The sequence below is a fragment of the Pseudoteredinibacter isoporae genome (genome assembly GCF_040372805.1).
Taxonomy (GTDB): domain Bacteria; phylum Pseudomonadota; class Gammaproteobacteria; order Pseudomonadales; family Cellvibrionaceae; genus Pseudoteredinibacter; species Pseudoteredinibacter isoporae_A.
The window spans coordinates 19,784-34,233 of record NZ_BAABWJ010000009.1; the positions used below are offsets into that span (position 1 = coordinate 19,784).

Consider the following 14,450-nt stretch of genomic DNA (forward strand, 5'->3'; position numbering starts at 1 on the left):
CCCTTACATGCGGAAGATGCCGAACTTGCTATCGTCAATATCACGATTCAAGCTGGCTGAAATACTTAAACCCAGAACCATGCGGGTATCGGCTGGGTCGATGACACCATCATCCCAGAGGCGAGCCGAGGCGTAGTAGGGGTGCCCCTGATGTTCATAGCTGTCGATAATAGGCTGCTTAAATTTCGCCTCTTCTTCGCTGCTCCAGTCTTCCCCTTTGGCTTCGTACTGATCTCGTTTTACCGTAGCCAGTACGCCAGCTGCCTGCTCGCCGCCCATGACCGAAATACGTGCATTAGGCCACATGAACAGGAAGCGTGGGTCATAGGCTCGGCCGCACATGCCGTAGTTACCCGCACCGAAGGAACCGCCAATCAAGACGGTAAATTTAGGCACTTGGGCACAGGCAACGGCAGTAACCATTTTGGCGCCGTGCTTGGCGATGCCGCCGGCTTCATATTGTTGACCAACCATGAAACCGGTAATGTTTTGCAGGAACACCAGTGGGATTTTGCGTTGGGCGCACAGCTCGACAAAGTGTGCGCCTTTCTGAGCGGACTCGCCGAACAGGATACCGTTGTTGGCAACAATGCCGACGGGGTAGCCAAAGATACGGGCGAAACCACATACCAGTGTTGTTCCGTACAAGGCTTTGAATTCATCAAACTCGGAACCGTCAACAATACGCGCAATCACTTCGCGTACGTCATAGGGTTTGCGCGAATCTTTGGGAATCACTCCGTAGATTTCTTTGCCGTCATAGGCCGGTTCTACGCTATCTTGAATGTCCATGTTCAATGGCTTTTTGCGATTCAGGCGCGCGACGGCCTGGCGTGCCAGCTGCAAGGCGTGGTGATCGTTTTGGGCATAGTGATCAGCAACACCGGAGGTGCGACAGTGCACGTCGGCGCCGCCGAGATCTTCAGCACTGACAATTTCGCCGGTCGCCGCTTTTACCAACGGCGGTCCACCGAGAAAAATGGTGCCTTGCTCTTTGACGATGATGGATTCATCAGCCATGGCTGGAACGTAGGCACCGCCTGCCGTACAGGAGCCCATGACGGCGGCAATCTGTGGGATGTTCTTCGAGGACATATTGGCCTGGTTGAAGAAGATGCGGCCAAAATGTTCGCGGTCGGGAAATACGTCATCCTGACGTGGCAGGTTGGCACCACCGGAATCCACCAGAGAGATACAGGGCAGGTGGTTTTGTTCAGCAATGGTTTGCGCTCGCAAATGTTTTTTTACGGTCAGCGGATAATAGCTGCCGCCTTTTACCGTCGCGTCGTTGGCGATGATCATGCATTCCTGACCACTGACTCGACCGATACCGGTAATAATGCCGGCGGCGGGTACCTTATCTTCATACACGTCGTGACCCGCCAGCTGGGACAATTCCAGGAATGGTGAACCGGGGTCGAGCAGGTGTTTCACTCGATCACGGGGAAGCAGTTTTCCTCGGTTCACATGACGTTGCTGAGAGCGCTCTCCACCACCTTGTTTGATGGTGTCCAGTTTGCTGTGCAAGTCATCAACTTGTTGCTGCATATGCTCGGCGTTTTCTAGGAAATCGGCCGCGCGTGCATTTAGCTTGGATTGAATTTTAGCCATAGCGAATTCTCGCATTCCTGTTGGGTTATTGTTTCAAAATTTCTGGGGTCTCACCGCGGTGAAAGCCCTCGAAGGCGGGGTTGTTTTTTTCGGCAACTTTGAGATCGTACAAAGGTGAACTCAGGCACAGTGAGCTGCCACCATCGACGGGAATGGTCGCGCCATTGATGTAAGCAGCACCGTCACTTAATAGGAAGCATACGGCAGCGCTGACTTCCGATTCGGTGCCCATTCGACCGCTGGGTACGGATTGCCCAAATTTGGGGATGCGGGCAATCATGTCTGGGTCTTCGTAACTGTCCATGCCGGAAGAGGCGATATAACCGGGCGCAACGCTGTTGACGCGCACACCGCTGGCCGCCCATTCGATCGCTTGGGTTTGGCTGAGGTTTTCCATGCCGGCACGTGCGGCGCCGCTGTGCCCCATTAATGGCATGCCACCGAAATAATCGGCGGTGATGTTCACGACGCTGCCGCCGTGTTCTTGCATGCTTTGTTTGAAGGCTTCTCGAGCGACGATAAAGCCACCGACCAAGTTGTTGCGTACGACGGCGAGGAAGCCGTTGGCGCTGATGTCTTTCAGTTCGGCGGGGAATTGGCCGCCGGCATTGTTAACCAGTCCGTGAATTGGGCCGTGCGTTCTGATAAAGTGTTGGATCACCTCGCTTACACCGGCCTCGTCACGAATGTCGACGCTGCCCCAATCGGCTTGGCCGCCATCGTCCTGAATTTCTTGTTGCACATTTTTAAGTTTATCTTCGCTACGGCCAAGCAATAATACTTTGGCGCCGAGTGAAGCCAGTTCATGTGCGATGCAGCGTCCGATTCCTGAGCCACCACCGGTTACTAATACGGTTTTTTCTTGAAAGCTGTTTGCTGCGAGTGAGGATTGATAGCTCATTGGCTTTCCTTTGTTTCAGCGCTTTTTCTTTTGTGCTTTTAAATATGTATATGAATGGTCCGGTATGCTACAGGCTGGGATCTTTAAAAAACGCGTAAATACATCCCTGTAGCTCCCCCACTGCTTCCCTGCAGTGAGGATTTTTAAAGATCCCAGCCTGTAGCATCCCTGGTGTGTTGGTACAAAAACTTGTCTCGCATTTATACCCACACGAATCCTGTTACTTGGTTTCGTTAAACAGTTCGCGACCTATCAACATACGACGAACTTCAGAAGTACCCGCACCGATTTCGTACAGCTTGGCATCGCGCAGTAAACGACCCGTTGGGAATTCATTGATGTAACCGTTTCCGCCCAAGGTTTGGATCGCTTGCAGTGCCATTTGAGTGGCTTTTTCAGCGGTGTACAGAATGACGGCTGCAGCATCTTTGCGAGATTCTTCACCACGGTCGCAAGCCTTGGCTACGGCGTACAAGTAGGCGCGGCTGGCGTTCAGGTCGGCATACATATCGGCGACTTTACCTTGCATCAATTGGAATTCGCCGATGGATTGTCCAAATTGTTTGCGATCATGAATGTACGGTACAACGATGTCCATGCAGGCCTGCATAATTCCAATCGGGCCGCCGGATAATACGGTGCGCTCGTAATCGAGGCCGCTCATTAATACCGCAGCGCCTTTGTTAAGCTGGCCGAGGATGTTTTCTTCCGGTACTTCGCAATCTTCGAAAACGAGTTCACAAGTATTAGAGCCGCGCATGCCGAGTTTGTCGAGCTTCTGATGACGGGAGAAACCAGGGAAGTCACGTTCAACAATAAATGCGGTGATGCCACGGCTGTGGGCAGCCACATCCGTTTTGGCGTAGATTACATAGGTGTGGGCATCGGGACCATTGGTGATCCACATTTTATTGCCGTTCAAAACGTACTTGTCGCCTTTCTTTTCGGCACGCAATTTCATGCTGACGACGTCAGAGCCGGCATTGGGTTCAGACATGGCCAATGCACCAATGTGCTCGCCGGAGCACAATTTTGGCAAGTACTTTAATTTCTGCTCGTGAGTGCCGTTTTTACGAATTTGGTTTACACAAAGGTTGGAGTGTGCGCCGTAAGATAGGCCAACCGAGGCGCTGGCACGGGAAATTTCTTCCATTGCGATAACATGTGCCAAGTAGCCCATGTTGGTGCCGCCATATTCCTCTTCTACGGTCATGCCCAGCAGACCCATGTCACCGAACTTACGCCACATGTCCATTGGGAATTCGTTTTTCTCGTCGATTTCCTGGGCGCGAGGGGCCAGTTCTGCTTGTACAAACTGGTATACGGCATCGCGTAGCATGTCGACGTCCTGGCCGAGGTCAAAGTTCAGGGTAGGGTAGGAAACGTTCATTTTCGGGCTCCGTCAATTGGCAGAATTTAGTCAGTTTTCAATTGTTCGAGGGCTTCGAGCGCTCTATTTTCAGATTCTTGCAGATCCAGCATCATGACTTCGATGTCGTGGAGCTGTTGTTGCAGGTAACTTTTGCGTTCACGTATCTTGGCCAGCAAGGTCTGTAATTGGTCTTCATTGCTCTGGCCTGGGTTGTACATACCGATGATGTCTCGGCTTTCATCCAGGGTGAGCCCCAGGCGTTTGCCGCGCAGGATCAGTTTGAGCTTGGTGCGGTCGGCGGGTGCGTAAATTCGGGTCTGCCCGCGTCGGCCAGGGTTTAGCAGGCCTTTATCTTCGTAAAAGCGAATGGCTCGGGTGGTAATGTCGAACTCTTTGGCCAGTTCCGAGATGCTATAGGTCTTATTCTTCTGTTCCATATACCCGTGGCGCCATTGTTTAGATAATCGTCACTATAAATAAAGTTGACGTTAACGTAAAGGTAAACTTTGTGCTCTGTTTGGTTGACTGCCTGCACCCTTGACTTGGACTTATGTAGGTAAGCGGTAACTAACCTCTGAAGGCTCTGGTACTTTCAGCTTGAAGCTGATCTGTTTAACAGGTTAAATGTAAAAGCATGATTTTTGAGCAGTTCTAGAACTTATCAAGTCGACCAGGTATACGCTAGGACGGGTTAACGCTAATGACACGTGTGACATTCCATAATGCCAGTAAGCCATCCGATTCCTACAAACGCTGATCGCCAGCAACTCGATGCCACCCTGTTGTCCAATTGGGTGGAATTGTTGTATCGCTGCATTGCTTATCGTGGGCTGGATGCGAATGCGTTGTTCACCCAGGCCGGGGTAGATGAATCCATGCGTGGTGCTGATCAGCGGGTTCAGGCGAGTAAAGTCAAGCACCTGTGGGAATTGGCGGCACAAAGAACCGGTGACGATGCCTTTGGCTTGACGGCCGCTGAGGTGGCTTACCCGGTGATGTTTGATTCTTTGAGTGTGGCGATGAGCTCCAGTGCGACTTTGCTGGAGGCCTTGCAGCGCTTTATTCGTTTGCGACGAATTATCGATTCTCAGTGTGTGAATACGCTGGAAGAAGTGGACGGCGGCTACAAGTTTGGTTGGTCGAATGCCGAAGGTTGTGAGTCTCAGATCGGTGCTGAAGCCTTTGTGGCCGCGATGATTACGCTATGCCGATGGGGCAGTGGACCTGCCTTTTCTCCAGCATGGGTATCGCTTTGTCATGAAGAAACCGAATCCGCCCAGCGCTATCGTCGCTTCTTCAATGCGCCAGTAGAATTCCAGGCCAGTGAAAATGCCCTGTTGTTGTCAGAAGAGACCTTGTTGCGTCCTTTGATCACCGCCAACCGAGAACTGGCCTTGAGCAGCGAAAAACTGAGTCGGGCGTATCTGGCCCAAATTGAAAAAACCGGTGTGGTGAGTTTAGTTCATAACAAGTTGGTTGAATTCTTGCCTCAGCGCACATTCACGGAAGACATTCTGGCCGAAGAGCTGGGTATGAGCTTGCGTTCGATGCAACGGCGTTTGTTGGAAGAGGGCTCTTCCTATGAATCCCTTTTGCAGTCTGTTCGAAAAGAGACGGCCCTGCAGTTGCTTCAAAAAGATGCACTTTCCATTGCCGATATTGCCCAGCAATTGGGTTTTTCGAGTGCAAGTAATTTTGGGCGTGCTTTTAAGCGTTGGACCGGGCGCACGCCCGCCAGCTTCCGCTAAGGTTCTCCAATGATTCCCTCTATTTCACTTTGTGGCAGAAAAAGAATAGTGCTCTGTCGCCTAATGAATAGTCGATGTTTGTAGACTGAAATCATCATAATTGAGAGGTAATCCTATGGTGTTGGAAGTCAAAAGTCTTGGTTTATTGGAAGAGTCTCTAGGGGTACTTGAGCAATCCTTCAAGGAGATGCCCGCTTTTGAAGCGAAGCCTTTAGGGGATCGTGAGCGCGATATTCTTTTGCGAGTAGCCGAGCGCATGCAGGACAACTATCCCTATCCTCATCCTCTCTACGCTGGACAAATGCTGAAACCGCCTCACCCGATTGCGCGACTCGCGTATATGTTGTCGATGTGGGTGAACCCGAACAATCATGCTCTTGATGGTGGGCGTGCGAGTTCGGCGCTGGAAAAAGAAGCGGTTGCTGAGATTGCGGCGATGTTTGGCTGGGATCAATTTCTGGGGCATTTAACCGGTGGTGGCACCATGGCCAATATGGAAGCGTTATGGGTTTCCGGAAGGCTTCAACCGGGTAAACGCATTCTTGCGTCCAGCATGGCCCACTACACCCACGGTCGAATTTCGGAAGTGCTGCAATTGCCTTTCACCGCTGTTGCGGCCGATGAGTTGGCGCGCATGGACATCGCTGCGCTGGAGTGCGAGCTGAAAAAAGGTGATGTGGGTACGGTGGTGGTAACATTGGGGACTACCGGTGTGGGCTCGGTAGATCCTCTGCATAAAGTACTGGAGTTAAAGAAACAATATGGCTTCCGAGTGCATGTGGATTCAGCTTACGGTGGTTACTTTGGTTTGGTCGATAACCTGGAGACGAATGCGGCCACGGCGTACAGCCAGTTGAATGAGGTCGATTCCATCGTGATCGACCCCCATAAGCATGGATTGCAACCTTATGGTTGTGGCTGCGTTTTATTCCGCGATGCCAGTGTGGGTCGATTTTACAAACACGATTCTCCGTACACCTATTTCAGTTCCGACGATATGCATTTGGGTGAAATCACTCTTGAATGTTCGCGCGCGGGGGCTTCCGCTGTTGCGCTGTGGGCAACTCAAAAATTATTGCCGCTGCATAAAGGTGGTGAGTTTGCCAATGGTTTGGCGAATGGTCGTGAGGCAGCTCTGGCGTTGTATAAATGCCTGCAGGATGATCCGAAATACAAAACAACTTTTGAGCCTGAGTTGGATATTTTGATTTGGGCGCCAGAGGCCAAATCAACCCAGGAAATATCCAAACAGTCCCAAGCACTTTTCAATCTTGCCGAGAAAAATCACTTGCATCTGGCGTTACTGGAATTGCCCTTGAGTCTTGCAAAAGCGTGTTGGGGTGACAGCGTGGAATACAACAGTGAGACTGTCAGCTGTCTGCGGTCGACATTGATGAAACCAGAGCATCTGGAGTGGGTTGCGGAGATCAAGCGAATTATGGATGAATCTCTGGCTGGAATCTAATCTGGGTCTTGTTTATTCCAATGCCCCAATTGGGGCACTCTGATGGCATTTAATGAACTGGATGGATTGATACTCTTTTGCCGAATGTTTGATTGCTAATCAATGCATGGCGAGTCTTTTAAGCGAATTCAGCTCTGTTTTCTCTTCCGCTCCGTTTCGCTTAAAAACCCTGTATTTATGGCTCACTATTCACCAGAGGAATTTGTTAAGTTGGGGGGCTGGGTGTAACTTGGTACGAATTTTAATGACTAATTTTGGTCGAGATGGACAGCCCCTATGCCAATTAAGAAAGTATTGATCGCAAACCGTTCTGAAATTGCTGTGCGTATTGCTCGCAGTTGCCATTTGTCCGGTGTTAACAGTGTTGCGATATACGCCAAGGATGATCGTCATTGCCTGCATATTAAAGCCTGTGATGAGGCGGTGCCGCTGATGGGAAGTGGGCCTGCAGCGTATCTAGACATCGCTGGCGTTCTCTCGGCGGCTAAAGACTGCGGAGCCGATGCGATTCATCCCGGTTATGGTTTCCTGTCCGAGAGTGCCGAGTTTGCCCGTGCCTGTATTGAGGCCGGCCTGCGTTTTATCGGCCCGGATGTTGAACTGTTGGAAAAGTTGGGAGATAAAGCCAGCGCCAGAGAGGAAGCCGAGCAGGCTAATATGCCAATGTTGCAGGGTATTAATCGCCCTTGCAGCTTAAGCGAAATTGAAACGTTTTTTGACCGTTACAGTGACAGTGGTGTGATGATCAAGGCGTTGGCCGGTGGCGGCGGTCGGGGTATCCGGCCCGTGCAGCGCAAAGAGGATTTGGCGGAAGCCTATCAAGCGTGTCAAAAAGAAGCCTTGATCAGTTTTGGCAGTGATGAGGTGTACGTCGAGCAGCTATTGCCTTCAGCTCGACATATTGAGGTTCAAATTTTGGGCGATGGCCAGAAAGCAAGCCATTTAGCTGAACGCGAATGCAGCTTACAGAGGCGTAATCAGAAAATAATTGAGATTGCTCCCAGTCCAAGCCTTTCACCTGCGCAACGTGAGCGTATTCATGCGGCGGCGGTCCACTTTGCCGAGCGGTTGAGCTATCGGGGACTTGGTACCTTTGAATTTCTGGTCGATGGCCACAATCACGACAGTTTCTATTTTCTCGAGGTTAATCCCCGTATCCAGGTTGAGCACACCATTACCGAACAGCTATTTGATGTGGATTTGGTTGCTCTTCAAATGGCTTTGGCGGAAGGAAAGTCTCTGGCAGAACTGGGGTTTCCGATTCAGAAGGCCGGCCGTCATTTCGCCATTCAAGCCCGCGTGAATTTGGAAGCCTGGGATGAACACGGCAACAGTAAAGCCACCGCTGGAAAACTCAGTCAATATATGCCGCCGCGTGGGCCGGGTATTCGAGTGGATGATTGCGCGTTTATCGGTTTTCAGTACAGCCCGGCGTACGATCCAATGATCGCCAAGGTGATTGCCAGCGGGCCGGATTACCCCAGCACATTACGCATTCTGAATCGAGCTATCGAAGAGTTTGATATTCAGGGGGTCGATCACAATCTCGCGTTATTGACGAATCTATGTTCTCACCCCGCCGTTATCAATAACGATGTCGATACGAAGTTTTTGGAACGAAACCTCGATACCCTGATGAACCCGCGAGACCCGAGCCGCTTTGCAGTGGACATGCCTACAGCGAATGTGAATGCTGAAAATCGGCAGGTTGATCATCGTCAAACCATTCAGGCTGCCGAGGGTTGTGAATTACAGGCCGCATCGACCGCATCCGTTGTGGCCAGCTTGGCGGTAGAATCTGGGGACAGTGTTCAAAAAGGCCAGACGATTGTCGTGTTGGAAGCTATGAAAATGGAGTTTCCAATTAAAGCCAGTTGCGCTGGGTTCGTTGACGATATTTATGTTGCTTTAGGGGATGCGGTGAGCGAGCAGCAAGCGTTGCTTAGCATTCGTCGAGATGAACAACTGGAGCACATGGGAATCGCAGAAGAGACGATAGATCTCGACGCTATTCGCGATGACCTTCAAGAAGTTCTGGAGCGTCATCGAAAAACAGGCGATGACTATCGTGGTGAGGCTGTCGCCAAGCGGCACGCGAAGGGCATGCGTACCGCCAGAGAAAACATTGACGATTTAATCGATGCGGGCAGTTTCAATGAGTACGGTGCTATGGCACTGGCGGCTCAGCGCAAAATAAAAAGCGTGGAAGACTTGATTGAGCAGAGTCCTGCTGATGGTTTGATTGGTGGCACGGCGTCTATTAACGGTGAGATCTACCCGGAAGATAAATCCCGTTGCATGGTGTTGTCTTATGATTACACCGTCTTTGCGGGCACGCAGGGTTTGATGAATCACAAAAAAACCGATCGTCTGTTAGGCTTGGCAAAACAATGGCAGCTTCCCGTTGTATTTTTTGCAGAAGGTGGCGGTGGCAGACCATCGGATACGGATTTTGCCGGCGTGGCGGGTTTGGATTGCCATACTTTTTCTGCCATGGCCGAACTTTCGGGTTTGGTGCCCACCGTGGGTATTGTTGCTGGACGGTGTTTTGCGGGCAATGTCGCGCTATTGGGCGTGTGTGATGTCACCATCGCGACTCGAAACGCTACGTTGGGTATGGGCGGTCCGGCGATGATCGAAGGCGGCGGTTTGGGGCGCTACAGTCCGGAAGAGGTTGGGCCAGTTGATGTGCAGGGACCGAATGGCGTCCTGGATATTATTGTCGATGATGAGGCGGCTGCTGTTGCAGCGGCAAAACGTTATCTCTCCTACTTTCAAGGGCCACAATCGACTTGGCAGGCCCATGACGAGCGATTGTTGCGTCATGCCATTCCGGTCAATCGTATGCAGGTTTACGATGTTCATCAGTTGATTGAATATCTTGCGGATGTCGATAGCGTGTTGGAATTACGGGCCGAGTTCTCCAAGGGTATTGTCACGGCATTGATTCGAATTGAAGGTCGCCCGATGGGCTTGATGGCGAATAATCCAAAGCACCTTGGTGGGGCGATTGATGCTGAGGGTGGCGATAAAATGGCTCGCTTTATACAACTTTGCGATGCCCATGATCTGCCTATTCTGTCCTTATGCGATACCCCCGGTTTTATGGTCGGACCGGAGTCGGAAACCCAGGCGACCGTTCGCCATGTATCACGCATATTTGTAACCGCGTCCAGTATCAGCGTTCCGTACCTCACCCTGGTAACGCGTAAAGGTTATGGCCTGGGTGCACAGGCGATGGCGGCGGGGAGTTTTCATAATCCTATGCTGACGGCGGCCTGGCCCTCCGGTGAATTTGGGGCGATGGGTATTGAAGGGGCAGTGCGCCTTGGAGCCGCGAAAAAGCTGGCGGCTATTGAAGATGAACATGAACGACAGCGTGTCTTCCAAAAAATGGTCGATAAAATCTACGAACACGGCAAGGCATTGAATATGGCCAGTTATCTTGAAATCGATGCCGTTATTGATCCGATGGAGTCACGCCAATGGATTCTCAGAGCATTGAAGGCAACGCCGCCTGCGGCCCCAAGAACGGGTAAGAAGCGACCTTGTATCGATACTTGGTGAGGGTTCTTGGGCATGTGCTTATAAAAAAACAATATGATCCGAGTGTGGAATACTCTTGGCGCGCATCTCATAGATGGTTAGACTGCGCCCCTTGCTAAATCACCGTAGGAGAAGTGTATGAACAGTATTTATCAGGATATCGACAGTGCCCTGAGTGGGTTGCTGCAAGGTGAAAGCGACTGGGTCTGCAATCTGGCGAATACCGCGGCTGTGTTGTGGATGTATCTGCCCGAAATTAATTGGGCCGGGTTTTACCTGCGTCAGGGGGATGAATTGGTCTTGGGGCCTTTCCAGGGGAAGCCCGCCTGTACTCGCATTCCCATTGGCCGAGGTGTGTGTGGCACAGCAGCGGCCGAACAAGAGCCGCAATTGGTGGCTGATGTGCACGCTTTTGAAGGGCATATTGCCTGCGATGCAGCTTCCGAGTCTGAAGTGGTCATCCCAATGATCAAAGACGGAGAAGTGATCGGTGTGCTGGATATTGATGCGCCGGTAAAAGGGCGTTTTTCTCAGGAAGATGTGGTGGGCTTGCAGGCCGTTGTTGAGCGTCTGCTGGCCACTCGTTAAGTCGTTCAATGCTCGGGCTGTTCATAACAGCCCGATGTTACCTTTCTGCTCGTGCTTTCTGATTCCGGCTTTCTGCCTGAATCTCTCAGTTACCCAAATAGCGTTTGCGCTTAGCGGCCTTAAGTTTGCTCAGGTCAGCGATGAACAAGCCGTCCAGACAATCACCAAAATCAGGATCGACACTGAATGTCAGTAGCTGAAAGCCATCCCCTTCAAACAAGGCAGTATACTGTTTGAAAAGCACGGGCATTTTGTAACCCGCTTCAATAAACCGTTCCTGTAGCAATTTCATGGCGTCGTCTTTGCTCAGACCTTCATACTCCGCTGCCAATGTCTGCTGGCTTTCCAGGCTGAGTTTATAAGGCTGATTGGCCGTCGCCCAGTTTTCCTTCGCCGCATAAAAATGCTGGTAGTAGTGAACCAGCTGATCCATCAAGGTACGAGGATAGCGTGCACTCATGCTGACCGGGCCAATTAGGTAACGAATGTTGGGGTGGTGGCGCAGGTAGGCGCCAATGCCCTGCCAAAGGTAATCCAGGCTGGCTTTCCCCCAGTAATCCGGATTGACAAAACTGCGCCCCAGTTCGAGGCCCTGTTCCAGATAGGGGGTAAAGTCTTTTCGGAATTCGTAGAGCGAACTGGTGTACAGACCTTCTACCCCTTGTTCGGCCATGATCTTGCCCGCTTCGCCAATGCGGTAGGCGCCGGCAATTTCCAGTTGCTTGTTGTCCCACAGCACTAGATGACGATAGCTTTTGTCGTACTTGTCCAGATCGCGTTTTCCGCCTGTGCCTTCTCCTACTTTGCGAAATGCCACCTCGCGCAGACGACCGATTTCCTTGATCAGCGCAGTACCATTCTCATAATCCGCAAGAAGAATTCGATTCTGGTCTCGGGTTTCGCCAAGCAGGCGTGCCTGATTTAATTCCTGAACCAATTCTTGGCGATCTTCCGGGTGGGCGATGGTCTTTTCTGTTACAAAGATCGGTTGCCGGCGCTTGCCTATCTTGTACAAATGTTTACGCAGGCGCTTAATAATTCCGCGATCGCCCAGCTTTTCATTGTTGAGTGCGCTGGCGGGAATGGCCTCACCGACGCGGAATTGAATTTGTGCAGACTGCTTGTTAAACATCTCGCGGGCTAACAGGGCTGTGCCGAGAGGCTTGAACAACATGGAAGCGCTGTAAAACAACAGGGAATTCTTGGCGCCGATAAAAACTGGCAGCAGAGGCGCTTTCGCTTTGCGGGCAAAATGCAAAAAGCCTGAACGCCAGCGAGTATCTTTTACACCGGTTGGTCGGGCGCGAGACACCTCGCCAGAAGGGAAGATGATCACGGCTTCTTCCCGCTCCAGAGCTTCCATGATCGCTCGGTAGCTTTTGCGCGTGCCTGTGCCCGTCATATTGTCCAATGCAATAAACAGCGGATGCAAAGGATCAAAATTCATTAGCATATCGTTGGCGACAATTTTGACGTCGCGACGGACTTCTCCAACCAAGCGAAGAATGGCGAGACCATCCAGAGAGCCAATGGGGTGGTTGGCAATGATGACGACGCGCCCTTGAGAGGGAATATTATTGCGGTCGCGAGAACCAACTGAATAACTGAAGTTAAAATAATCGAAGACTTTATCGATAAACTCAAAGCCCTGAAGTTCGCCATGTTCCTCCAGAAACTCGTTGATCTCATCTGAGTGAGTCAGCTTTTTGATGAAGGACAGCGTCGGCTTACGGATTAAGTCCGGCTGCTGAGAAAAGTTTGGAAACTTATTGTTAACGGCTTGTTCGATGTCAATCATAGTCAATCTACCTGTGCTCATTCGGGGTAGATTGCGCTCAGAAAATGAACTGTTCATGACAGCTCGATGACATTTCTATGACTGACCTATGGGGCGAAGAGGAAGGCCCAAAGCCAAAGAGCTACCGTTGTTGGCTTTGTAAATGACGAAGCTGTTCTTTCAAAAGATCCAGATAGGGTGCCTTGATGGCCTCCACGTAGACATTGTGCTGGTCTTCTGTGAAGTCCAATTGTTCAAGTACATGCCGATCATCAAGCAAGCGTTTGTCCAACAATAGGCTGGCATGCGCCAGCGCGTCCAGTTGGCTGCGCTGCTGTTGGCTGTCCCGGTAGGCGGCAAACATTTCGCTGTAACTGTCGCCTTCGGCGGGTGGCAGAATAGCCGCTTTAAAATGCAGCTTGATACCCTGACGGCTGCGCCCCAGGTCGACCAATAACTTGGTGGAGCAAATCGCGTTAAAGATGCCCTGGTCACTGTTGTCCATTGAGGTTTGGCGAAAACCACAGTGGAAGGAATCACCATCGACCCAGAGCAGCTCGCCTTGGTAAAGATTCAAAACGGTTTGCAGTTGTTGATTGAATTCGTCGAGCAGTTCTTGGAGGGCCGCTGCACTGAGTTGTTTTTGCAGGCTTGCCAGATTGCCACTTTGAATCACCAGCCAGGCACAAATCGGAGGCGAGTCATTCCCCTCAGGTTCAAGCTCTTGGTCGCCTCCGTGCTCGGGTGTTTTACGGGAAGTGGTCGAGCTGCGTTGTGGCTCGAGGTACATATTAATCAAGGCCGCCGCGAGCAGCAGCAGGGCGAACAATTGTAAGCCATAGGCTTGAGGTTGCTGGCTGAGTTCGGAGCTGTTGAGGCCAATAGTCACATAGCCAGCCACTGAATCTTGCAGATTGATCGGGGCGCTGAAACTCTGCTGCGCTTTGTCAGCTCCTTTTTGCCGGGCGGTTTTGCCCGCCTGGGCCAGCAACTTATTGTCCACGCTGTGGAAGGTAACACTGGCGATGCCTTTTTCGCGTTTGGTGTTTTCAGCGAGAACTTGAAGGCTGACCCAGTCTCGAGTCATGGTTGGGTTTTCGGCCTGTTGGGCCAGCTTGCGTGCCAGCACTTCACCGTAATGCTGATTTAACTCTGCCTGCTGTTGTTGTAGTTGGTTTTGATTGGCCCAGCTTAAAATCAGCACCGTAATAAAGGCGCCAAGTAAAAAGGCGGATAGCTTGGGAATCGGCGGGAGACTCATGGATTAATCGTTACTGTTGTTTAAATCGTTTTTTTCTTGTTAATCACGGTGTTGGTGTGAATACCCTAGTATAGCTCGCCAATGTGAATCCCGGCTGGCTAGGATTATTTTAACCACTTGCCCGAGCCTTGGCCAACATGGCGATTCCTGCAGCGTGGCTTTATAATGGCTTCGCCTTTCA

The 14,450-nt window shown here is 51.2% G+C and carries 10 protein-coding genes; 4 read left to right on the top strand and 6 right to left on the bottom strand.

From position 1 onward, the window contains the following. Window positions 1–3 precede the first annotated feature (3 nt). The 4 genes from ABWW03_RS15940 to ABWW03_RS15955 form a co-directional block, all read right to left on the bottom strand. On the bottom strand, window positions 4–1,611 hold the full coding sequence (locus tag ABWW03_RS15940; protein ID WP_353409910.1) for a carboxyl transferase domain-containing protein: 1,608 nt from the start codon (window positions 1,609–1,611) through the stop codon (window positions 4–6). Between the two features lie 25 nt (window positions 1,612–1,636). Then, window positions 1,637–2,512, bottom strand: coding sequence for an SDR family oxidoreductase (locus ABWW03_RS15945; RefSeq protein WP_353409912.1), 876 nt, complete (start codon window positions 2,510–2,512; stop codon window positions 1,637–1,639). A 220-nt stretch (window positions 2,513–2,732) separates the two neighbouring features. Then, the gene (locus ABWW03_RS15950; RefSeq protein ID WP_353409914.1) at window positions 2,733–3,902 is read right to left on the bottom strand and encodes an isovaleryl-CoA dehydrogenase; all 1,170 of its coding nucleotides are present in this window, start codon (window positions 3,900–3,902) and stop codon (window positions 2,733–2,735) included. 26 nt (window positions 3,903–3,928) lie between these two features. Continuing rightward, the gene (locus tag ABWW03_RS15955; RefSeq protein WP_353409916.1) at window positions 3,929–4,321 is read right to left on the bottom strand and encodes a MerR family transcriptional regulator; all 393 of its coding nucleotides are present in this window, start codon (window positions 4,319–4,321) and stop codon (window positions 3,929–3,931) included. Between the two features lie 285 nt (window positions 4,322–4,606). Here ABWW03_RS15955 and ABWW03_RS15960 point away from each other — a divergent pair, with 285 nt between their 5' ends. The 4 genes from ABWW03_RS15960 (at window position 4,607) to ABWW03_RS15975 (ending at window position 11,231) form a co-directional block, all read left to right on the top strand. Then, window positions 4,607–5,632 (top strand): AraC family transcriptional regulator, encoded by a 1,026-nt coding sequence (locus ABWW03_RS15960; RefSeq protein WP_353409918.1) that lies wholly within the window; start codon window positions 4,607–4,609, stop codon window positions 5,630–5,632. A gap of 115 nt (window positions 5,633–5,747) precedes the next feature. Continuing rightward, window positions 5,748–7,097, top strand: coding sequence for a pyridoxal phosphate-dependent decarboxylase family protein (locus ABWW03_RS15965; protein WP_353409920.1), 1,350 nt, complete (start codon window positions 5,748–5,750; stop codon window positions 7,095–7,097). A gap of 276 nt (window positions 7,098–7,373) precedes the next feature. Continuing rightward, window positions 7,374–10,664: a carboxyl transferase domain-containing protein gene (locus ABWW03_RS15970; RefSeq protein WP_353409922.1), complete on the top strand. Its 3,291-nt coding sequence runs from the start codon at window positions 7,374–7,376 to the stop codon at window positions 10,662–10,664. 117 nt (window positions 10,665–10,781) lie between these two features. Beyond that, the gene (locus tag ABWW03_RS15975) at window positions 10,782–11,231 is read left to right on the top strand and encodes a GAF domain-containing protein (protein ID WP_353409924.1); all 450 of its coding nucleotides are present in this window, start codon (window positions 10,782–10,784) and stop codon (window positions 11,229–11,231) included. A gap of 85 nt (window positions 11,232–11,316) precedes the next feature. Here the strand turns inward: ABWW03_RS15975 and ABWW03_RS15980 are convergent, their stop codons facing one another. Then, window positions 11,317–13,029, bottom strand: a complete 1,713-nt coding sequence (locus tag ABWW03_RS15980; protein WP_353409926.1) for a lysophospholipid acyltransferase family protein — start codon at window positions 13,027–13,029, stop codon at window positions 11,317–11,319. A 121-nt stretch (window positions 13,030–13,150) separates the two neighbouring features. Next, window positions 13,151–14,269 (bottom strand): hypothetical protein, encoded by a 1,119-nt coding sequence (locus ABWW03_RS15985; protein WP_353409928.1) that lies wholly within the window; start codon window positions 14,267–14,269, stop codon window positions 13,151–13,153. Window positions 14,270–14,450 lie beyond the last annotated feature (181 nt).

Coding starts and splice junctions, on each gene's coding strand:
- ABWW03_RS15940 (WP_353409910.1), bottom strand. CDS start 1,611: ATGGCTAAAATTCAATCCAAGCTAAATGCACGCGCGGCCGATTTCCTA.
- ABWW03_RS15980 (WP_353409926.1), bottom strand. CDS start 13,029: ATGATTGACATCGAACAAGCCGTTAACAATAAGTTTCCAAACTTTTCT.
- ABWW03_RS15950 (WP_353409914.1), bottom strand. CDS start 3,902: ATGAACGTTTCCTACCCTACCCTGAACTTTGACCTCGGCCAGGACGTC.
- ABWW03_RS15945 (WP_353409912.1), bottom strand. CDS start 2,512: ATGAGCTATCAATCCTCACTCGCAGCAAACAGCTTTCAAGAAAAAACC.
- ABWW03_RS15985 (WP_353409928.1), bottom strand. CDS start 14,269: ATGAGTCTCCCGCCGATTCCCAAGCTATCCGCCTTTTTACTTGGCGCC.
- ABWW03_RS15970 (WP_353409922.1), top strand. CDS start 7,374: ATGCCAATTAAGAAAGTATTGATCGCAAACCGTTCTGAAATTGCTGTG.
- ABWW03_RS15955 (WP_353409916.1), bottom strand. CDS start 4,321: ATGGAACAGAAGAATAAGACCTATAGCATCTCGGAACTGGCCAAAGAG.
- ABWW03_RS15975 (WP_353409924.1), top strand. CDS start 10,782: ATGAACAGTATTTATCAGGATATCGACAGTGCCCTGAGTGGGTTGCTG.
- ABWW03_RS15965 (WP_353409920.1), top strand. CDS start 5,748: ATGGTGTTGGAAGTCAAAAGTCTTGGTTTATTGGAAGAGTCTCTAGGG.
- ABWW03_RS15960 (WP_353409918.1), top strand. CDS start 4,607: ATGCCAGTAAGCCATCCGATTCCTACAAACGCTGATCGCCAGCAACTC.